This is a genomic window from Arthrobacter sp. NPDC080082 (genome assembly GCF_040686595.1).
Classification (GTDB): Bacteria; Actinomycetota; Actinomycetes; order Actinomycetales; family Micrococcaceae; genus Arthrobacter.
Genome location: NZ_JBFBKQ010000001.1, coordinates 133591 through 152555 on the forward strand (window position 1 = coordinate 133591; position 18965 = coordinate 152555).

Consider the following 18965-nt stretch of genomic DNA (forward strand, 5'->3'; position numbering starts at 1 on the left):
CACTCCGCGTGCCGGCGAAAATGCGGGCGCTCATCGGGCCAGCAGCTCAACAACGCGCTGCAGGCCCCGGCCCAGCCGGGTCTGCAGGGACTCCGCTGCCGGGGCACCGGCAGCATCGGCCCCGGGGCCGGCGGTGGAGGGCTGGGAGGGCAGCAGCGCCGCGGCGACGCCGTCGTCCGTCCCGGCCGGCGGAGCCTCGGCGACCACGGTGAAAGTGGCGCGTTCAGTCCGGTAGATGGCCCGGTAGGGCGGCTGGCGGTTGACCCAGAGGACACCGGGTGCCCCGTGCCCTGCGGCGTCGGCGGCCGTAGCGTGCAGCGTGACGGGCACGAAGCCGTCGGCCGGGGCCGGGTGACCGGTGAGGACGTTGACGGGCACGCCGCCCCCGGAGCCAGCGGCAGTACCGGCGGGATCCGGGTGTTGTTCCAGCACCGTGGCGAAGGACTGTCCGTCGGTCAGGCGCAGCTCCAGGACGTCTTTTCCGTCCGCCCCGCCCGCACGCGCCCAAGCGAGGTGGTAGCCGAGGTCGCGAAACTCGGGGCAGGCCCAGCCGCGGGTGCGCAGCGCGGAGAGTTGCTCGGCGCTGAGGGATTCGGCCGGCGCGATGTCCGGTTCACCGCTCAACCGCCAGCCGGAGACGGATGCCATCTGGGCGGAGACGAAGCGGCCGGTGCCGGGCGGGGTAAGCGCATCGGTGAAGGCGGGCGCGCCGGCGGCAGCCCCGCTTTCTTCACCGAGGACGTACGCGGTACCCGCGGTCAGGCAGGTGGCTGCGGCCACGCCCCCGGTCACGGCGGCGGCCAGCCGGACCCGCGCGTTGCGGGCCGATGCAGAGGCGACGGGCCGGGCGACAGGCGTCCCGGCCCCGGGGGATGCGCTATGGGGCTGTGCGGTACCCGGGCGCGTGGCTTCGGGCTGCCGCGCCATCTCGCTGGTCCGTGCCAACAACCGGGCGGTCAGGTCGCCGCTGGCCTCCGGGACGGCGGCGTTGCGGAGCCGCTGCAGGTACTGCCGCTCGTGGGCCTGGCGCCGCCTGCAGCCGGCGCAACGCTGCAGGTGGCGTTGGAGGCGGCGCTCGGCGGCCGCACTGGGCAGCACCCCGGCCGACCGGTCACGCCGGGCCCGCCGGGCGAGGAACTTACACGCCAGGCCCGCCAGGAGAACTCTCAGCTGTGCCATCGTCCCGTCAGAGCAAACCGGCGATGCGCGGCATCTTCAGGCGGGGCTTCAGGGCGGCTTTGGGCTGCGGACGGGGGTCACGGTGGGCGAGCTTCTCGCGCAGGAGGGTCCGGCCGCGGTGGATGCGGGAGCGGACGGTGCCGAGCTTGACGTCCAGGGCGGCGGCGACCTCGTCGTAGGAGAGGCCCTCCAGGTCGCAGAGGACGACGGCGGCCCGGAAGTCCGGCGGCAGCTCCTCGAGGGCGGCCTGCACGTCCAGGTCCAGGTTGTTCAGCTCGAAGCTCTGCTCCGGGCCCGGTTCCCGGCCGGGGATCCGGGATTCGGCGTCCTCGGCCAGCGCATCGAACCGGATCCGGCTCTTGCGGCGGGCCTGGTCCAGGAAGAGGTTGGTGGTGATGCGGTGCAGCCAGCCGTCGAGGGTGCCGGGCTTGAAGTTCTCGAGCGACCGGAAGACGCGGACGAACACCTCCTGGGTGAGGTCCTCGGCGTCGTACTTGTTGCCCGTCAGCCGGTAGGCGAGGCGGTAGACCTTGGCGGAGTGGTTCGTGACCACTTCCTCCCACGTCGGCCGGACCCATTCGGCATCGGCCGCGGGCTGGGCGTGATCACTGACTGGGACATTTGCCAGAACCGACATTGTCCACTCCCCTCGCAGATGGTGTTTACGTCTCCGTGGCGCCTGCTCCCGCAGGCTCCTGCACCACTGGTTCGACGCCGATCACCGTGGGGATGAGCGGATAGCTATCATTTCAAAAATTTCTGGGAAATTCCTGACCCGCCCGGGGACTTCCGCCATCGGCGGAATGCCGCGCCGGTTCGCGGGGCCGGACCCAGTACGCTGGAGGGAACACTCCCCTCCTGCCCGGAAAGCGATACCCATGAGCGCCGATAAGTCCACAAGCTGGTCCTACGCAGAAGATCTGCCTGCCGAGGACGAGGTCTTGCTGCACGCGCGTGAGCGGTCGTTCCAACTGGGTGTGACGCCGGTGGGTCCGGGGGTGGGCGCCGTGCTGACCGTGCTGGCCGCCGCGTCCAAGGCCCAGACCGCCGTCGAGATCGGCACCGGGGCCGGCGTCTCCGGCGTCTGCATCCTCCGCGGCCTGGGCCCGCAGGCGGTCCTGACCACCATCGACGTCGACGTCGAACACCTTCGCGCGGCGCGGGAATCCTTCCAGGAGGCAGGGAACCCCGCCAACCGCACCCGCACCATCTCTGGCCGCGCCGGCGACGTGCTCCCCCGGCTGACCGACAGCGCATACGACCTGGTTTTCATCGACGCGGACAAGCCGAACTACCCGCGCTACGTGGAGCAGGCCATCCGGCTGCTCAAGCGTGGCGGCCTGCTGATCGTCAACGACGCCCTGGACCAGGACCGGGTGGCCAACCCCGCGGCCCGGGAGGCCACCACCGTGGTGCTGCGCCAGATCGGCAAGGCCATCCGCGACGACGAACGGCTGGCCTCAGCCATGCTGCCCACCGGCGACGGACTCCTGGTGGCCGTCAAGAAGTAATCCAGGCAAACGCAGAAGGGACCGGCTGCCTCGCGGCAACCGGTCCCTTTGTTCTTGTCCTGCCAGCCGTGCCGGCCGCGCCCTATTCGGTGACGCCGACCAGGCATTCCCTGAGGTTCGAGGCCTCAGCGGCATTAAGTTCGACCACCAGCCGGCCCCCGCCCTCCAGCGGGACCCGCATGATCAGGCTGCGACCCTCTTTGGTCACTTCCATCGGTCCGTCGCCGGTGCGCGGTTTCATAGCAGCCATGCGGAATATCCCCTCCAAATTGTCCCGTGACTTTCCAGCCCGGCCGGGCTGTGTCCGCTTGGTCCATTAAGCTGCCCGCCGACCGCGAGCGGACGCCGGGGTTTGACACTCAGTTTTCCTTAGCTTGGGCACCATTATCCCGCAATTACCTGAGCGTAGCTAATCGATGGAGATTCTTGGGAGCGGCAGATCAGGGCGGATAGTCCCCGCCGCCGGGCAGTTGGGCCCAGGCCCAGAGCCACACAACCCACACCAGCTGGAGCAGCAAAAACATCACCACAACGGCGCCGCGGTACGCCCGGGACCGGGATATCCAGGCCGCGCTGAGTGCCAGCGGGAAGAGCGGCAGGAGCATCCGGAAGGTGCTGGTTTGAGGGTGCAGGAACACCAGCAGGTACCCCACGTAACAAACGCACCAGAGGCGCAATTCGGTCCCCAGCCGGACCGCCGGCTTGGACATCATCAGCAGCGCAAACAGGGCCACGAACACAAACGGGGCCAGCAGCCCCAGCACGGGTCCGAACAACTGGACACCGGTATCGAACCACGGCTTGAAGGGCACCAGGTCGTGGCCCCGCCACACCGTCTCGGTCCGCGTGTAAGCCTGGATGTCCCCGGTGACGGCCCACGCGATCGCGGGCCAGAGCAGGGCACCGACGCCCGCGACGGCGGTCAGGGCGGCCAGCGTCCAGAGCCCGGCGGGCGTATGGTCGGCGGGACCGCCGACGGCCGCCTGGCCGGGTAGGCCGTGGCGGCGCCCGGCGCGGACGCGGCCATACAGGCGGTACAGGAACAACAGCCCGAGCATCGCAGCGAACGGGACGCCCGTGGGCCGGGACAGGTCCATCAGCAGCACCACCGGAATGGCCCACAGGTACCGCCGCTCCAGCACCAGCAGCAGCGCCGCCGCCAGCAGGAGCAGGTTCAGCGACTCGGCATAGGGCACCTGGAGGATGGGAGCCAAGGGGAAGGTCGCCACGAAAACGGAACCCCACAGCGCGGTGCGGTGACCGGCCTTAAACCGAAACAGGCGGTAGATCACCAGGGCGGCGCCCAGCCCCGCCACCGAGGCGATCAGGGTGAGAGAGGTTGCCGGGGCCAGTCCCGTCAGGCCGCTGAGCACCCGGCCGAGCAGCGGGAACAGCGGGTAGAACGCCCAGGCGTTCTCCTTGACGTTGCCGGCCGCGTCCACCGGGAGTTCGGACGGATAGCCGTTCCGCAGCGCCTCGCCGTACCAGCGGGCATCCCAGATGTTGATGAAGTTCCAGTAGTCCGGTTTCGGCGGGAACCACGGGTTAACGCCCTGCTGCAGTGCTGCGCCGGCGAAGATGCACGCACTGACCAGGCGGGCGGCAAGGTACAGCGCCGAGATCTGGACCCACCGGGGCCACCGGGCGGCGCGGGCGCCAGCGCCTGCGATCACCCGCCACAGGGCGCCGTTCACGCCCTCCGGCGCGGCCGGGCCGGAGGGACGGAACTCGACGGCGGGGCCCGCCTCGCGGACGGGGCGGGGCTCGTTCACGGCGCCGGGTGCGTGGCCGGGGCGGAATGCGTGGAGGGGCCCGGCTCAGCGGCGGGCGCCGTCCCGGTCTCCGCGCCGGTCCGGGACCTCAGGTCCTCCAGTTCCCGGTCCTTGCGGGTAATCTGCGCCTTCAGCTCGTCCAGGACCTGGTCCACCTGGTCCATGCGGTAGCCGCGGACTCCCACGGCGAACCGGATCCGGTCGATATCGGCCGTCGTCGCGTCCTCGGGCAGCAGGACGGCCGGCAGCGACGCGACCGGCTCATCGAAGCCGTCGTCGAACGCCCGGCCCACCCCGCGGCCGCGGCGGAACAGTCGCGGCACCAGGTCCGTTCCGAGGAAAATGGCGGCGGCTGCCAGCACGACCGCCAGGAAGACGAGGAAAAAACTCACAGCTCCATGGTGCCAGAGAAGCCGGGGCGCGGCCGGTCAGGCGTGCGGCGCGGCCTCCCCGCCGGGCGCCGCACCGGGGTTGTTGCCGCTGGGGTTGCGGTGCCGGGCAGCCCCCTCGACGATGAGTTCGACGGCGAGCGCCGGATCGTCGACCACCTGGACGAGGTCCAGGTCCTGCTCGGCCATCATGCCCTCGGTAACCAGCGTCGTCTGGATCCACTCGAGCATCGGGCTCCAGAACGCGGTGCCGATCAGCACGATTGGGAAGGACGTCACCTTGCGGGTCTGCACCAGGACCATCGCCTCGAACAACTCGTCCAGAGTCCCCAGCCCGCCCGGCAGCACGATGAAGCCCTGCGCGTACTTGACGAACATGGTCTTGCGGGCGAAGAAGTAACGGAAGTTGATGCCCAGGTCCACCCACTGGTTCAGGCCCTGCTCGAACGGCAGCTCGATGCCCAGGCCCACGGAGACCCCGTTGCCCTGGACGGCGCCCTTGTTCGCGGCCTCCATGGAACCGGGACCGCCGCCGGTGATCACGGCAAGTCCGGCCTCGGCCAGCTTCCGGCCCACCTCGACGCCGAGTTCGTAGTTCAGGCTGCCGGGCTGGGTGCGGGCCGAGCCGAAGACGCTGACCGCCGGGCCCAGGTCCGCCAGGGCACCGAAGCCTTCGACGAATTCGCTCTGAATCCGCAGCACCCGCCAGGGATCCGTGTGCACGAACTGCCCGGGGCCCTTGGTGTCCAGGAGCGTCTGGTCGGACATCGTGACCTTCGCCGCCCGGCGCCGCAGTTCCAGTGGGCCCTTGTGCCGGATGCCGTTGGCCGGCGGATTCTCCCGCCGTCCGGCTCCCCCGTTGCCGCCGGCGGTACTGCCGCCGGAGGACGCGGGCTGCTCGGGCACGGGCTGCGGTTCGCTTTTCATGCCCCCAAGGCTAGCCCCCGCGGCGGCACCGGATGTCCGAGGCCCGCCGGGCGCGTCCTGGGGCGCCGGGTGACGGGTATCTCTTGTGTCACGATGTGGACGAACTGGGAGTGATTGGCGTCATAAGGGGCTAATCTTCGCTAGATTCTTCCTATGACTACTCAAGTACCCGGCGATGCCCTCGTCTCCCTGAAGGCCGTGAATAAGCACTACGGCCAGTTGCATGTCCTCAAGGACATCAATCTGAACGTCCGCAAGGGAGAGGTCGTTGTTGTCATCGGCCCCTCGGGCTCGGGCAAGTCAACGCTGTGCCGCACCATCAACCGGCTGGAAACGATCGACGACGGCGTCATCACCATCGACGGCAAGGAACTTCCCGCCGAGGGCAAGGGCCTGGCCAAGCTGCGGGCCGACGTCGGCATGGTATTCCAGTCCTTCAACCTGTTCGCCCACAAGACGATCCTGGAGAACGTCACGCTGGGTCCGATCAAGGTCAAGGGTGCCTCCAAGGCCGAGGCCGAAAAGGACGCCATGGCGCTGCTGGAGCGCGTCGGCGTCGGCCAGCAGGCGCCGAAGCTGCCCGCACAGCTCTCCGGCGGCCAGCAGCAGCGCGTGGCGATCGCGCGGGCCCTGGCGATGAAGCCCAAGGTCATGCTGTTCGACGAGCCCACTTCCGCGCTGGACCCCGAGATGATCAACGAGGTCCTCGACGTCATGGTCCAGCTCGCCAAGGAAGGCATGACCATGATCGTGGTCACCCACGAGATGGGCTTCGCCCGCAAGGCCGCGGACCGGGTGGTCTTCATGGCCGACGGCCAGATCGTCGAAGACGAGACGCCGGAGGAGTTCTTCACCAACCCGAAGAGCAGCCGCGCCAAGGACTTCCTGTCCAAGCTCCTGACCCACTAAGCACACCGCATCTCTCTCCGGCCGCCGCCAGGCGGCCGTCCAATGAAAGGTATCCGATGAAGAAATTCTTTAACGGGAAGAAGCCCCTGTTCGTCGCGGCCACCGCGGCCCTGGCTCTCTCCCTCAGCGCCTGCGGCGGCTCCGGCAGCACCGGCGGCGCTGCTCCGGCCGGCGGCGGGGACCAGGCACCGTACAAGGTTGCGGACAACGTCTCGCTGACCGGCAGCCCGACCTACGACGCGATCAAGTCCAGCGGCAAGATCCGCATCGGCGTCAAGCAGGACCAGCCCGGCCTCGGCTTCAAGGATGCAGCCACCGGCGAGTACTCCGGCTTCGACATCGAGATCGCCAAGTGGGTTGCCGCGTCCCTGGGCATGAGCAAGGACAAGATCGAGTTCAAGCCGATCCCGTCCGCCAACCGTGAGTCCGCCATCACCAACGGCGACATCGACTACTACGTCGGCACCTACTCCATCACGGACAAGCGCAAGCAGCTGATCGACTTCGCCGGACCGTACTTCGTCACCGGCCAGGGCATCCTGGTCAAGAAGGACAACTCCAGCATCAACAGCGAGAAGGACCTCTCCGGCAAGAACGTTTGCTCGGCCACCGGTTCCACCCCGATCCAGAACATCAAGGCCAACTTCCCGGGCACCAAGACCACCGAGTTCGACACCTACTCGCAGTGTGTTGAGGCCCTCAAGAGCGGCCAGGTTGACGCTGTCACCACCGACCAGGCCATCCTGCTCGGCTACGCCGCCCAGGAGCCGGACAGCCTGAAGGTTGTCGGCCAGCCGTTCACCACCGAGAAGTACGGTGTCGGCCTGAAGAAGGGTGACACCGCCCTGCGCCAGTTCATCAACAAGACCTTCACCGACGGCGGTTCCGTCTGGCAGAAGATCTACGACCAGACGCTCGGCCAGTCCGGCACGAAGGTCCAGCAGCCCGCAGTAGAGAACTACTAAAACCTGCGTTGAGGGGGCGGCCTCCGGGCCGCCCCCTCTTCCACTGTCGAAAGCGACGATTCTGTGAATACGCTGCTGAATAACTCGGACCTCTTCATTACGGGGTTCCGAAACACGCTCATCCTCTTTTTCTTCTCGGCGATCTTCGCCCTGATCCTCGGCACCGTCGTCGCCGCCCTGCGGGTGTCCCCCGTCCCCGCCATGCGTGCGACCGCGACGCTCTACGTCAACGTGGTGCGCAATACCCCGCTGACCCTGGTGCTGTTCTTCTTCGCTTTGGGTTACCCGAAGCTGGGCCTGGTGCCGATCGACTTCACCACCGCCGCGATCATCGGCCTGAGCCTCTACACCGCCACCTACGTGGCCGAGGCTGTCCGCTCCGGTATCAACACCGTGCCGGTGGGCCAGGCCGAAGCCGCCCGCGCTATCGGCCTGCCGTTCACCCAGACCCTTACCCTGGTGATCCTGCCGCAGGCGTTCCGCGCCGTGATCCCGCCGATGTTCAGCGTCTTCATCGCCCTGCTCAAGAACACCACGGTGGCTGCGGGCTTCTCGGTCTTCGAGGCCGGCGCCATCCGCGCCAACCTCTCCGAGCGCGGCGAGCCGGCGCTGACCGGCCTGCTCTGGGTGGCCCTGGTGTTCATCATCCTTGTCTTCATCCTTTCCGCCCTGCAGCGAAAGCTTGAACAGAAGTGGAAGGTTGCCCGATGAGTTCCGTCCTCTTTGACGCCCCCGGCCCCAAGTCCCGAGCCCGCTACCGGATCCTCGGCGTCGTCACCGCCCTGGTGATCTTGCTGATCATCGGCTTCGTCCTGCTCCGGTTCGCCGAAAGCGGCCAGTTCGAGGCGAAGAAGTGGCAGCTGTTCACCTTCCCGCTGGTGCAGCAGACCATCCTCCAGTCCGTCGGCGCCACGCTGTCGGCCTTCGGCACCGCGGCCGTCCTGAGCCTGATCCTCGGCATCCTGCTGGCCTTCGGCCGGCTCTCGGACCGCCGCTGGATCAGCGCCCCGTGCTACGGCTTCACGGAGCTGTTCCGTGCCGTGCCGCTGCTGATCCTGATGATGATCTTCTACTACGGCCTGCCCACCGTCGGCATCCAGGGCATCACGCCCTTCACCGCCGTCGTGGCCGGCCTGGTGCTGTACAACGGTTCGGTCCTGGCCGAGGTGTTCCGCGCAGGCATCGAGTCGCTGCCGCGCGGCCAGAGCGAGGCCGGCTACGCGATCGGCCTGCCCAAGAGCAAGGTCATGACCAGCATCCTGCTCCCGCAGGCTGTCCGGTCCATGCTGCCGGTCATCATCTCCCAGCTGGTGGTCATCCTGAAGGACACCGCCCTCGGGTTCATCGTGACCTACAACGAGATCCTGTTCCAGGCGAAGTACTTCGGCAGCCAGATCCAGTACGGCTCCCCGATCATCCCGGCCGCCATGGTGGCTGCCGTGCTGTACGTGGGCATGTGCCTGATCCTGGCCGCGATCGCGAAGTGGCTGGAACGCCGGCTCTCCCGCAAGCCGGGCGTGGCGGTGGTCCCGGCGGCCAGCGTCCCCGCCGACGCCTAGCCCCACCAGCAACGCAGCCCCACCAGCAACGCAGCCACACCAGCAACACAGCCTCGACGCAGAACGGCCCGGAACCTCAGGTTCCGGGCCGTTCTGCGTTTCGGGCGTTTCAGTGCCGACGCGTTCCTACTCGGCGGCGGGCAGTCCCAGCCAGGAGCGCAGTGCGCGCAGGCATTCGCGGACGGCCGCGGCGTCGACGTGTTCGTTGTCCTTGTGCGCCAGCAGTGCGTCCCCGGGGCCGAAGTTCACGGCGGGGACGCCCAGTTCGCTGAAGCGGGCGACGTCCGTCCAGCCGTACTTGGGCTTCGGCTCGGCCCCGACGGCGGCGACGAAGGACGCGGCGGCCGGATGGTTCAGCCCGGGCCGGGCACCGGCGGCACCGTCGGTGCGGACCAGGTCGAAGCCGTCCAGCAGCTCGCGCACGTGCGCCTCGGCCTGCGCCATGGTCTTGTCGGGAGCGAAGCGGTAGTTGATCTCCACTACGCAACGGTCGGGGATGACGTTGCCGGCCGTGCCGCCGTGGACGCGCACGGCGTTCAGGCTCTCCCGGTAGTCCAGGCCGTCGACGGAGACCGTCTTCGGCTCGTACGCCGCCAAGCGTTCCAGGATGGGCGCCGCCGCGTGGATGGCGTTGCTGCCCATCCATGCCCGCGCGGAGTGGGCCGCCTCGCCGACGGTGGTGGCCTCGAAGCGGATGGTGCCGTTGCAGCCGCCCTCGACGGTCCCGTCAGTGGGTTCGAGCAGGATCGCGAAGTCGCCCTCGAGAAGGTCCCCGTGGTTGCGCACCAGCCGGCCCAGGCCGCTCTTGACGCCCTCGACCTCCTCGTGGTCGTAGAAGACGAAGGTGACGTCCTTGTCCGGTGCCGCGCCGCCGTCGAACATCCCGGCCGCCAGGGCCAGCTGCACGGCGACGCCGCTCTTCATGTCGGTGGCGCCGCGGCCGTAGAGGATGCCCTCCCCCGGCGCGCCGGAGGCCCAGTAGGAGGGGACGGTGCCGAGAGAGCCCTCGGTGGTGGGCAGCGGCACGGTGTCCAGGTGCCCGGCCAGGATGACCCGCTCGGCCCGGCCCAGCGAGGTGCGGGCGACGATCGCGTCGCCGTCGCGGGTCAGCTCCAGCTGCGGGATGGCCCGGAGCGCGTGCTCGACGGCATCCGCCAGCCGGCGCTCCTCCCCCGAAACGCTGAAGATGTCGATGATGTCTGCGGTCAGGAGGGCCACGTCCTGGTGCAGGTCCAGGCGGGCGGGGGCGCTTTGCTCAGTCACCGTCCCACTGTAGCGTCCGTGCACCGTCACCGTTTTAGAAGACGGCGGGGCCCGTCGATAGACTTGGGCGCATGACTGACAACGCTTCCTCCGCCGCGCCCGCCGACTCCCGCTCCGCCTACGGTTACGGGGTGGCCACCATCGCCACCCGCGAGGGCGAGGCCACCGTGCTGGACGCCTGGTTCCCGGCCCCGGCCCTCGGAACCGCCGCGGAGAGCCTGCGGGACGTCGCCAACGCGGACCAGGCCCTGCAGGACATCGCGGCGACGGGCGACGACGCCGACCGCGGCACCGAGCAGAAGGTCATCTTCGCCCAGATCAACCTGGATGAGGCCCCCGCGGACACCGCCGACGCGTACCTGCGCCTGCACCTGCTCTCGCACCGCCTTGTCAAGCCCAACAGCATCAACCTCGACGGTATCTTCGGCAAGCTGCCCAACGTCGTCTGGACCAACTTCGGCCCCGCCCCGGTGGAAGGCTTCGAAATGACCCGTGCCCGGCTCCGCCGCCGCGGCGCCGTTACGGTCTACGGCGTGGACAAGTTCCCGCGCATGGTGGACTACGTCCTTCCCTCCGGCGTCCGGATCGCCGACGCCGACCGGGTCCGCCTCGGCGCGCACCTGGCCGAGGGCACCACGGTCATGCACGAGGGGTTCGTGAACTTCAACGCCGGCACGCTCGGCACCTCCATGGTGGAGGGCCGGATCTCCGCCGGTGTCGTCGCGGGAAACGGCACCGACGTCGGCGGCGGCGCCTCGATCATGGGCACCCTCTCCGGCGGCGGCAAGGAACAGATCTCCCTCGGCGAGCGGGTCCTTCTGGGCGCGAACTCCGGCGTAGGGATCAGCATCGGCGATGACTCCGTGGTGGAGGCCGGCCTGTACGTCACCGCCGGAACCCGCGTCCGCGTGGTGGGCCCGAAGGACGCCGACGGCGAGGACACCACCCGGATCGTCAAAGCAGTGGAGCTCTCCGGCGTCCCGAACCTGCTGTTCCGCCGCAACTCCACCAGCGGCCAGGTGGAAGTACTGCCCCGCAAGGGACAGACCGTGGAGCTCAACGAGGCTCTGCACGCCAACTAGGCACCGGCCGAGAGCCTGACGGCTCAGGATTCGACCGGCCCCGCGGGGCCCGAGGGAGTATAGACGTGGCACGCAGACGTGGCTGGCGCCGCAGGATCGTGCTGTTGCTGGTCCTGGCGATGGTGGGCGGCGCCGTGTACACCGCCGTCGCCTTCCTGCAGCGCTCCGAGACCCTGGTGACGGAGGGCTGCAAGGTCCCCGGCGCGGACGAGGACCTCGCCACCGACCAGGCCGGGTACGCGGCCCTGATCAGCGCGATCGCGGTGCGGCGCGGGCTGCCCGCCCGCGCCGCCAGCATTGCGCTGGCCACCTCGCTGCAGGAATCCAAGCTCCGCAACATCGGCCACGGGGACGAGGCCGGACCGGACTCGCGCGGGCTCTTCCAGCAGCGGCCCTCCCAGGGCTGGGGCACCGAGGCCGAGGTGATGGACCCGTACCATGCCACGAACGCCTTCTACGATGCGCTGGTCAAGATTCCCGGCTATGAGTCGCTGCCCATCACCGCCGCCGCGCAGGAGGTCCAGCGTTCGGCCTACCCGGGCGCCTACGCCCAGCACGAACCCACGGCCCGGGCCTTCGCCTCCGCCCTGACCGGGCAGTCGCCGCAGTCCCTGGACTGCACGCTGCGCGCCCCCGACGCCGCCGGCGACCCGGCCGCCGTGCAGCAGCGGCTGACGTCCGCATTCGGAGCGCTCACCGCCGGAACGGAGGGGCGCACGCTCACCGTGCAGGCCCAGGACACCCGGGCCTGGGCCTGGGCCGTGGCCCAGTGGGCGGTGGCGAACGCGAAGTCGCTGTCCATCACCGCGGTGGCCGTCGACGGCCAGACCTGGACCCGGTCCGGCCACAACGGCTGGCAGCCCGGGGACGCCCCGGCCGGCCAGGTCAGCATCACGGTCGCGGCGGAACCGGCCAAGTAACCGGGACCGGTACGCCGCAAAGACCGGCGGCCGCGGACGACGTTCGCCCGATCAGGCCAGCAGTTCGATGACGGGCTGGACGTAGCTGCGGAACAGTTCCGGGTCCGCGGCCAGCGCCGAGCTCATGATGATCTTGTCCGGCTCCAGGTACCAGGCCCGCGGCTCGGCCAGCGGCAGTTCGATGATGGTCAGCTCGAAGTCGCGGGCATCCCTGCCGGCCTCCAGCAGGCGGTCCTCGACCATGTCGGCCAGGATCGACGAGGCGCCGTTGGCGTCCCGTTCAGCCTCGAGCGCGCGGTACTCCCCCTGGCGCTCCCGGGCCCAGCTGAGCGCGGCGCCGAAGTGTGCCTGGAGCACGCGCCGCAGGGCCGGGGAATTGCCGAAGGCGCGGAAACCGGGCGGCCCCAGCTCGGGCTCCATCTCCGGGTGCGCCTTGAGCAGCTGTGACCACCAGGCCTCCCACTCCGTCTTCAGTGCCGGCATCCCGCCCACCTCGTTGATCAGGTGGGAATGGTTCGACGGATGGATCTTGGGAACGACCGGGCAGAGGACCGGATGACCCACGGTCTCCAGGCCGGCCGCGTCCCGTACATACAGCGCGATCAGCATGGGACCCGAGGTGTCCATGGAGATCCGCCAGCCGGGCCCGCCTGTGTGGTGCATCCGATGTGCCTCCCTTGGCAAGACGTACTTTTTCAGTGTATTCCCGTTGGCCGCACAGGTTAATGGCGGGCACAGGTTAGTGGCGGTGCAGGTGATGGTCCCCGGCGGTCAGGCAGGGACCGGGTGCCGCCGATCCAGTGTCGAAAGGTGCGCCTCCAGGACGTCGCGGCACACCTGTGCCGTCATCCATTCCGGCTGCAGCAAGGCATGCAGGACCAGCCCGTCGAGGGTTGCCAGGAGCCGCTCGGCCTCGGTGACCAGCTGTTGCTGGTCCGGCTCCGCGCCGTCTCCGGCGAGGGTGAGGACCAGACGGCCGACGACGGCGGCCACCGCCCGGTGGCTGCGGTCCGCCTCCGGGACCAGGAAAGGGCGGGTACGGGCTGCGGCCTTGAAGGCCATCCAGACGCAGGCGTCCACGGCCCGCTCCTCATCGAGCGGCAGCAGTTCCTCCAGCAGCGCCAGCACGGCGGTCCGGTGGCCGGGGGTGCCGGGGGCTGCCGCGGCGAGCTGCTCCTCGGCGCCGAGCAACCGGCCGGTGATGCTGTCAACGGCGACGCTGAAGGAGTGGATGAGCAGCTCGTCGCTGCTGGCGAAGTAGTGCCGCACGGAGCCGACGGCCAAGCCGGCCTCATCGGCCACCTCACGCAGGGACGCCCGTTCCAGGCCGTCGGTGGCGATAATGCGGAAGACCGCGTCGACAATTTCCTGGCGCCGCAAAACAGCGTCGACAAATTTGGGCATTGCTCCTTTTTAGCACGCACGTGCCCCGTCCACGGCGAACCACGCCGTCCCACCCGTCACTCCTGTACCAGCCACGGGCACTTCCGGCACGGAAAACGGCGGCGGCCGCGCCCCTGGAAAAGGGTGCGCGGCCGCCGCCGTCGGGCTGTGCTCAGCAGTGCAGTGCCGTTGGATGGGACCTAGACGGCCGGGTAGTTCCGTTCCGGCTCTCCCGTGTACAGCTGGCGCGGGCGGCCGATCTTGGTGTTCGGGTCGCTGATCATCTCGCGCCACTGCGCGATCCAGCCGGGGAGGCGGCCGATCGCGAAGAGCACGGTGAACATCTTCTCCGGGAAGCCCATGGCCTTGTAGATCAGGCCGGTATAGAAGTCCACGTTCGGGTAGAGCTTGCGCTGGATGAAGTAGTCATCCTGCAACGCCTTCTCTTCGAGGCGGAGGGCGATCTCGAGCAGTTCGTCGTTGCCGCCGAGCTTGCTGAGGATCTCGTGGGCCGTGGCCTTGACGATCTTGGCGCGCGGGTCGTAGTTCTTGTAGACCCGGTGGCCGAAGCCCATCAGGCGGACGCCGTCTTCCTTGTTCTTGACCTTCTCCATGTAGTCCTCGGGCTTGATGCCGTCGGCCTGGATCTGGCGGAGCATCTTGAGGACGGCCTCGTTGGCGCCACCGTGGGCGGGGCCGAAGAGGGCGTTGATGCCGGCGGAGACGGACGCGAAGAGGTTGGCGTTGGAGGAGCCGACCAGGCGGACCGTGGAGGTGGAGCAGTTCTGCTCGTGGTCCGCGTGCAGGATGAGCAGCAGGTCCAGGGCCTTGGCAACGACCGGGTCGACCTCGTACTGCTCGGCGGGGAGGCCGAAGCTCAGGCGCAGGAAGTTCTCCACCAGGTTCATGGAGTTGTCCGGGTAGAGCATCGGCTGGCCGATGGACTTCTTCAGCGCGTATGCGGCGATGACCGGCATCTTGGCCAGCAGGCGGTAGGTGGAAACCTCGACGTGCTCGGCGTTGAACGGGTCCAGCGAGTCCTGGTAGAAGGTGGACAGCGCGGAGACGGCGGAGGAAAGCACCGGCATCGGGTGCGCGTCGCGCGGGAAGCCGCTGAAGAAGCCCTTGAGCTCCTCATGCAGCAGGGTGTGGTGGCGGATCCGCTGATCGAAGGCCTCCAGCTCGGCCGGCGTCGGCAGGTTGCCGTAGATCAGCAGGTAGGACACCTCGAGGAAGCTCGAGTGCTCGGCGAGCTGCTCGATCGGGTAACCCCGGTAGCGCAGGATGCCGGCGTCGCCATCGATGTATGTGATGGCCGAGGTGGTGGCCGCCGTGTTCATGAAACCGGGGTCAAAGGCAACGGCGCCGGTCTGCTTCAGCAGCTTGGAAACGTCGTAGCCTTCGTTTCCTTCAACAACCTTGATGCGCGGGAGCTCAAGCTCGCCGCCTGCATGACGCAGGGTTGCGCTGGTGGTCTCAGTCATGGATTCTCCTCATGAGGCCCTGGGCCCCTGTTGAAAGCTTGATCCAACATCTGGTGAAGCCGCCCACGGAATCCGCATCTACATGCCGGTTCCAACGGCCGCGCTGCCTTCTTGTGGAAAGCCACCATTGATCGTCAGTTAAAAAGTACCGGGACTTCGCGGGTGGTACTAATCCGCAGGGCCTTCAAGGCGGCGAATCCGCGCTTTGTGTGCCCCGCGTCACAGCATCGTTACGGTCCCGTAGCCAGACGCTCCGCGGCGGTGGCGATCCGCTCGTCGCTGGCCGTGAGGGCCACCCGCACGAAGCCGTTGCCGGCGTCGCCGTAGAACACCCCGGGGCCGACGACGATTCCGCGGTCCGCCAGCCGCCCCACCGTGTCCCAGGTCGGCTCGCCCGCGGTGGCCCACAGGTAGAGTCCGGCGCGGGACTCGTGAATGGTCAGCCCGAAGGACTCCAGTGCGGGAACGATCCGCTCGCGGCGGCCGCGGTACAGGTCCTTCTGCGCGGTGACGTGGGCGTCGTCGCCGAGCGCCACGCGCATGGCCTCCTGGACCGGGTAGGGCACGATCATCCCGGCGTGCTTGCGGCTGTTGACCAGGTTGGCCATCAGGGCCCCGTCGCCGGCGACGAAGGCGGCCCGGTAGCCGGCCAGGTTGGACTGCTTGCTCAGCGAGTAGACCGCCAGCAGCCCCTCGTGGGAGCCGCCCGCCACCCGCGGGTCGAGGATGCTGGGTACGGGTTCCCCGCCTCGCTGGACGTCCCATTCGCCCCAGCCGAGTTCGGCGTAGCACTCGTCGGAGGCGACGACGGCGCCCAGCTCACGGGCCTGCGCCACGATCCGGCGCAGGGACTCGGCGTCGCGGACGCTGCCGGTGGGGTTGGCCGGGGAGTTGACCCAGACGAGCCGGACGCGCGAGCGGGTGCCGGCGTCGAGTTCATCGAGGTCGTCGGCGGCGACGTGCTCCGCGCCGGCGAACGTGGCCCCGATGTCGTAGGTGGGGTACGCGACGGTGGGCCGGACGACGACGTCGCCGGGCTTCAGGCCGAGCAGGAACGGCAGCCAGGCCACCAGTTCCTTGGACCCGACTGTGGGCATGACGTTCTGCGGGTCGAGGCCGGGGACGCCGCGGCGGCGCTCGAACCAGGCGGCGATGGCCTCGCGGAGGGCCGGGGTGCCGTGCACGGTCGGGTAGCCGGGAGCGTTGGCCGCGGCCCGGAGGGCGTCCTGGACCAGGGCGGGCGTGTCATCCACCGGGGTGCCGATGGACAGGTTGGCCACTCCCCCGGGGTGCCCGGCGGCGCGGGCGCTGTAGGGCGCCATCGCCTCCCACGGGTAGTCGGGCAGGCTGAGGCCGAAGCTGCGCACCGCAGAAGTCACCGTGGATCCGTCCTAGTGGTCTTGGTTCTGCGGCGGCAGGGCGGCGATCATCGGGTGGTCGGTGTGGGTGTTGCCGATCTTGGCGGCGCCGCCCGGGGAACCCAGCACGTCGAAGAACTCCACATTGGCCTTGTAGTAGTCCGCCCACTCTTCGGGTGTGTCGTCCTCGTAGTAGATCGCCTCGACGGGGCAGACCGGCTCGCAGGCACCGCAGTCCACGCACTCGTCCGGGTGGATGTACAGGGAACGCTCGCCCTCGTAGATGCAGTCGACGGGGCACTCCTCAATGCATGCCTTGTCCTTAACATCTACACACGGCTGCGCGATTACGTACGTCACGACCCTGGCCTCTCCACGTTGGCTCCGGCTTCCGCCGGGCGTTCTGCCCCGGCCTGAGCGCCGGGCTGCTGACTTCCGAGCCTATTATCCCCCAGCCCGCTCCCGCCAACCTACCCGGCCGTCACAGACGCCCGCGGCAGGCGGTCTGCCCGCGGACCTAGGATGGTCCGGTGAGCGATTCCCCTTCCCGGCCCCGTGACTTTCTGGCCTCCGCCGCGCCGGGCACCCGGGTGGTGGTCCGGTACCGCATCGAGGGCGGCCTGACCGACGCGCTGGGCGAGCTGCTGGGTTGCGACGGTACCGAGTGCACGGTCCGCACGCGCCGGGAGGACACGGTCATCACGCTGGCGTCCGTGGTGGCGGCGAAGGCCGTGCCGCCGCCTCCGCCCCGCCGGGCGCCGCGGGTGAGGCCGGGCTCTACTGAGCCGGAGAAATCCCAGGACGCTGCCGGGCCGGAGGAAGCCTAGGAGGCGGGTCCCTCGACGCTGTCCGGGAGCTTCCGCATGGACATCAGCGGCGAGAACAGCACCGGCGCCACGGAGAGCAGGCTCAGCGCGGCGCCCAGCCACATGGCGGGCACCATCCCGATTGACTCGCCGAGGAAGCCGCCGATCAGGGCCGCCACCGGCATGACGCCCCAGACGACGCAGCGGACGGAGGCGTTCATCCGGCCCAGCAGCCGCGGCGGGCAGACCCGCTGCCGCATGGTCAGCTGCATAATGTTGTAGACCAGCGCGCCGAAGGTGGTGCCGAACTCGGAGATGGTCAGCAGCACCAGGGCGTTGCCGGGTTCGGTCTGCAGGGCCGCCACCGGCACCAGCACCAGCGCCAGCGACCCAAGCAGTGCCCCCGCCGGGATGACCCGGCCCTCGCCGATCCGGCGGGCAAGCCACGGGCCGGACACCGCGCCCAGCAGGCCGCCCGCGGCGCCGACGGACATGATGATGCCCATACCCTGGGGACCCAGCCCCAGCTGCCGGAGCACCAGCACCGGCAGCAGCGTGAACACCAGCATGCTGGCGAAGTTCATGCCGGCGGTGCAGAGCACCACGCGGCGGATCAGTTCGTGCCGCACCACAAAGGAGAGGCCCTCGCGGATCTCGGTGCCCAGCGAACCGTGTTCCCGGGCCGGGCGGGGCTCCTCACGGTCGCGGGTGCGGGTCAGGAACACGGCGGAGAGCAGGTATCCCACGGACTGGCCGACAAAGAGCACCGGCGCCGTCACCACGGCCAGGAGCGCTCCGCCGGCGGCTGGCCCGCCGATCCGGGCGATCTGGGCCGTGGCCTCGAGTTTGGAGTTTGCCTCGCCCACGTGGCGGGCGGGCACCAGCAGGGGGACGAAGCTCTGATAGGAAACGTCGAAGAACACGGTGGCGACGCCGACGACGGCGGAGATGACGTAGAGGTGCCAGACCTGCAGCGCACCGGCCCACCAGAGCAGGGGCACGGCGCTGATCGCGACCATCCGGACCAGGTCCGCGAGGATCATGGTGCGGCGCTTGAGCCAGCGGTCCACCCAGGCGCCGGCAGGCAGCCCAACCAGCAGGAAGGCGGCGAGTCCGGCGGCGTTGAGGATGCCCACCTCGAACTCGGTGGCGCGCAGCAGGGTCACGGCCAGGACGGGGAACGCGAGCTGTCCGAGCTGGGCGCCGAGCTGCGAAAGGGACTGGGCGGTCCAGAAGACGCCGAAGTTGGCGTCACGCCAGAGCGAGGCCTCCCGGGCAGTGTCCCCCGGTGCCTCAGCGTCCCCGCCGACGTCGGAATCCGCGGCGAAGTCGGCGGGTTTCTGGGCTGTCACCGGGTCAGCTTTGCAGTAGAGGTGACAGCTGTCAATCACTTCGCGGCGCGCCGGGACGGCGTTGCGCCGCACGGCACCGGCAGAACCGGGAGGGCCGCTTAAACGG

General features: G+C 69.2%; 21 protein-coding genes. 8 read left to right on the forward strand and 13 right to left on the reverse strand.

Features of this window, described 5'->3' with window-relative positions; genetic code table 11:
• Positions 1-30: 30 nt before the first annotated feature.
• On the reverse strand, positions 31-1179 hold the full coding sequence (locus AB0O44_RS00560) for a hypothetical protein (RefSeq protein ID WP_364133053.1): 1149 nt from the start codon (positions 1177-1179) through the stop codon (positions 31-33).
• A gap of 7 nt (positions 1180-1186) precedes the next feature.
• Positions 1187-1816: an RNA polymerase sigma factor SigE gene (gene sigE, locus AB0O44_RS00565; protein WP_290255768.1), complete on the reverse strand. Its 630-nt coding sequence runs from the start codon at positions 1814-1816 to the stop codon at positions 1187-1189.
• Between the two features lie 241 nt (positions 1817-2057).
• Here sigE and AB0O44_RS00570 point away from each other — a divergent pair, with 241 nt between their 5' ends.
• Positions 2058-2690, forward strand: a complete 633-nt coding sequence (locus AB0O44_RS00570; protein WP_290255769.1) for an O-methyltransferase — start codon at positions 2058-2060, stop codon at positions 2688-2690.
• A gap of 82 nt (positions 2691-2772) precedes the next feature.
• Here the strand turns inward: AB0O44_RS00570 and AB0O44_RS00575 are convergent, their stop codons facing one another.
• The 4 genes from AB0O44_RS00575 to AB0O44_RS00590 all read right to left on the reverse strand — a co-directional run bounded on the left by AB0O44_RS00575 (position 2773) and on the right by AB0O44_RS00590 (position 5778).
• The gene (locus AB0O44_RS00575) at positions 2773-2940 is read right to left on the reverse strand and encodes a DUF3117 domain-containing protein (protein WP_290255770.1); all 168 of its coding nucleotides are present in this window, start codon (positions 2938-2940) and stop codon (positions 2773-2775) included.
• Between the two features lie 190 nt (positions 2941-3130).
• Positions 3131-4384 (reverse strand): hypothetical protein, encoded by a 1254-nt coding sequence (locus AB0O44_RS00580; protein WP_364134627.1) that lies wholly within the window; start codon positions 4382-4384, stop codon positions 3131-3133.
• A 74-nt stretch (positions 4385-4458) separates the two neighbouring features.
• The gene (locus AB0O44_RS00585) at positions 4459-4854 is read right to left on the reverse strand and encodes a DivIVA domain-containing protein (RefSeq protein ID WP_290255771.1); all 396 of its coding nucleotides are present in this window, start codon (positions 4852-4854) and stop codon (positions 4459-4461) included.
• 36 nt (positions 4855-4890) lie between these two features.
• Complete coding sequence (locus tag AB0O44_RS00590) at positions 4891-5778, reverse strand: TIGR00730 family Rossman fold protein (RefSeq protein ID WP_290255772.1); 888 nt, start codon at positions 5776-5778, stop codon at positions 4891-4893.
• 153 nt (positions 5779-5931) lie between these two features.
• Between AB0O44_RS00590 and AB0O44_RS00595 the strand changes: the two genes are divergently transcribed.
• The 4 genes from AB0O44_RS00595 (at position 5932) to AB0O44_RS00610 (ending at position 9211) form a co-directional block, all read left to right on the forward strand.
• The gene (locus AB0O44_RS00595) at positions 5932-6687 is read left to right on the forward strand and encodes an amino acid ABC transporter ATP-binding protein (RefSeq protein WP_290255773.1); all 756 of its coding nucleotides are present in this window, start codon (positions 5932-5934) and stop codon (positions 6685-6687) included.
• Between the two features lie 56 nt (positions 6688-6743).
• A complete protein-coding gene (locus AB0O44_RS00600) occupies positions 6744-7652 on the forward strand; it encodes a glutamate ABC transporter substrate-binding protein (RefSeq protein ID WP_290255774.1) in 909 nt (302 codons plus the stop codon).
• Between the two features lie 63 nt (positions 7653-7715).
• Positions 7716-8363 (forward strand): amino acid ABC transporter permease, encoded by a 648-nt coding sequence (locus tag AB0O44_RS00605; protein ID WP_290255775.1) that lies wholly within the window; start codon positions 7716-7718, stop codon positions 8361-8363.
• The gene (locus AB0O44_RS00610) at positions 8360-9211 is read left to right on the forward strand and encodes an amino acid ABC transporter permease (RefSeq protein ID WP_290255776.1); all 852 of its coding nucleotides are present in this window, start codon (positions 8360-8362) and stop codon (positions 9209-9211) included. The genes AB0O44_RS00605 and AB0O44_RS00610 overlap by 4 nt, the downstream gene beginning before the upstream one ends.
• A 126-nt stretch (positions 9212-9337) precedes the next feature.
• Here the strand turns inward: AB0O44_RS00610 and dapE are convergent, their stop codons facing one another.
• Complete coding sequence (dapE, locus tag AB0O44_RS00615) at positions 9338-10474, reverse strand: succinyl-diaminopimelate desuccinylase (protein ID WP_364133061.1); 1137 nt, start codon at positions 10472-10474, stop codon at positions 9338-9340.
• 71 nt (positions 10475-10545) lie between these two features.
• On the opposite strand from dapE, the gene dapD reads away from it, so the two are divergent.
• Entirely contained in the window at positions 10546-11556 is a 1011-nt protein-coding gene (gene dapD / locus AB0O44_RS00620) for a 2,3,4,5-tetrahydropyridine-2,6-dicarboxylate N-succinyltransferase (protein ID WP_364133064.1), read from the forward strand.
• 119 nt (positions 11557-11675) lie between these two features.
• Positions 11676-12476, forward strand: a complete 801-nt coding sequence (locus tag AB0O44_RS00625; RefSeq protein WP_364134630.1) for a hypothetical protein — start codon at positions 11676-11678, stop codon at positions 12474-12476.
• A gap of 51 nt (positions 12477-12527) precedes the next feature.
• Here the strand turns inward: AB0O44_RS00625 and AB0O44_RS00630 are convergent, their stop codons facing one another.
• The 5 genes from AB0O44_RS00630 to fdxA form a co-directional block, all read right to left on the reverse strand.
• Positions 12528-13139 carry a hypothetical protein gene (locus tag AB0O44_RS00630; protein ID WP_364133066.1) on the reverse strand — a complete coding sequence of 204 codons (612 nt, stop codon included), beginning with the start codon at positions 13137-13139 and terminating at the stop codon, positions 12528-12530.
• Between the two features lie 108 nt (positions 13140-13247).
• Positions 13248-13880 carry a TetR family transcriptional regulator C-terminal domain-containing protein gene (locus tag AB0O44_RS00635; RefSeq protein ID WP_364133069.1) on the reverse strand — a complete coding sequence of 211 codons (633 nt, stop codon included), beginning with the start codon at positions 13878-13880 and terminating at the stop codon, positions 13248-13250.
• Between the two features lie 179 nt (positions 13881-14059).
• Positions 14060-15343, reverse strand: coding sequence for a citrate synthase (locus tag AB0O44_RS00640; protein ID WP_290255781.1), 1284 nt, complete (start codon positions 15341-15343; stop codon positions 14060-14062).
• A 230-nt stretch (positions 15344-15573) separates the two neighbouring features.
• Complete coding sequence (dapC, locus tag AB0O44_RS00645) at positions 15574-16722, reverse strand: succinyldiaminopimelate transaminase (RefSeq protein ID WP_364133072.1); 1149 nt, start codon at positions 16720-16722, stop codon at positions 15574-15576.
• A 12-nt stretch (positions 16723-16734) separates the two neighbouring features.
• A complete protein-coding gene (fdxA, locus tag AB0O44_RS00650) occupies positions 16735-17061 on the reverse strand; it encodes a ferredoxin (protein WP_290255783.1) in 327 nt (108 codons plus the stop codon).
• Positions 17062-17231: 170 nt separating this feature from the next.
• On the opposite strand from fdxA, the gene AB0O44_RS00655 reads away from it, so the two are divergent.
• Positions 17232-17528: a hypothetical protein gene (locus AB0O44_RS00655; RefSeq protein WP_364133075.1), complete on the forward strand. Its 297-nt coding sequence runs from the start codon at positions 17232-17234 to the stop codon at positions 17526-17528.
• On the opposite strand, the gene AB0O44_RS00660 is transcribed toward AB0O44_RS00655, so the two are convergent.
• Positions 17525-18859, reverse strand: coding sequence for an MFS transporter (locus tag AB0O44_RS00660; RefSeq protein WP_364133078.1), 1335 nt, complete (start codon positions 18857-18859; stop codon positions 17525-17527). The genes AB0O44_RS00655 and AB0O44_RS00660 overlap by 4 nt on opposite strands.
• Positions 18860-18965: the final 106 nt, after the last annotated feature.

Excerpts from the sequence above, each read along its gene's own strand:
- sigE (WP_290255768.1), bottom strand. The coding sequence starts at position 1,816 with ATGTCGGTTCTGGCAAATGTCCCAGTCAGTGATCACGCCCAGCCCGCG.
- dapD (WP_364133064.1), top strand. The coding sequence starts at position 10,546 with ATGACTGACAACGCTTCCTCCGCCGCGCCCGCCGACTCCCGCTCCGCC.
- AB0O44_RS00610 (WP_290255776.1), top strand. The coding sequence starts at position 8,360 with ATGAGTTCCGTCCTCTTTGACGCCCCCGGCCCCAAGTCCCGAGCCCGC.
- AB0O44_RS00630 (WP_364133066.1), bottom strand. The coding sequence starts at position 13,139 with ATGCACCACACAGGCGGGCCCGGCTGGCGGATCTCCATGGACACCTCG.
- AB0O44_RS00560 (WP_364133053.1), bottom strand. The coding sequence starts at position 1,179 with ATGGCACAGCTGAGAGTTCTCCTGGCGGGCCTGGCGTGTAAGTTCCTC.
- AB0O44_RS00640 (WP_290255781.1), bottom strand. The coding sequence starts at position 15,343 with ATGACTGAGACCACCAGCGCAACCCTGCGTCATGCAGGCGGCGAGCTT.
- AB0O44_RS00595 (WP_290255773.1), top strand. The coding sequence starts at position 5,932 with ATGACTACTCAAGTACCCGGCGATGCCCTCGTCTCCCTGAAGGCCGTG.
- AB0O44_RS00570 (WP_290255769.1), top strand. The coding sequence starts at position 2,058 with ATGAGCGCCGATAAGTCCACAAGCTGGTCCTACGCAGAAGATCTGCCT.
- AB0O44_RS00575 (WP_290255770.1), bottom strand. The coding sequence starts at position 2,940 with ATGGCTGCTATGAAACCGCGCACCGGCGACGGACCGATGGAAGTGACC.
- AB0O44_RS00600 (WP_290255774.1), top strand. The coding sequence starts at position 6,744 with ATGAAGAAATTCTTTAACGGGAAGAAGCCCCTGTTCGTCGCGGCCACC.
- AB0O44_RS00625 (WP_364134630.1), top strand. The coding sequence starts at position 11,676 with ATGGTGGGCGGCGCCGTGTACACCGCCGTCGCCTTCCTGCAGCGCTCC.
- AB0O44_RS00635 (WP_364133069.1), bottom strand. The coding sequence starts at position 13,880 with ATGCCCAAATTTGTCGACGCTGTTTTGCGGCGCCAGGAAATTGTCGAC.
- AB0O44_RS00590 (WP_290255772.1), bottom strand. The coding sequence starts at position 5,778 with ATGAAAAGCGAACCGCAGCCCGTGCCCGAGCAGCCCGCGTCCTCCGGC.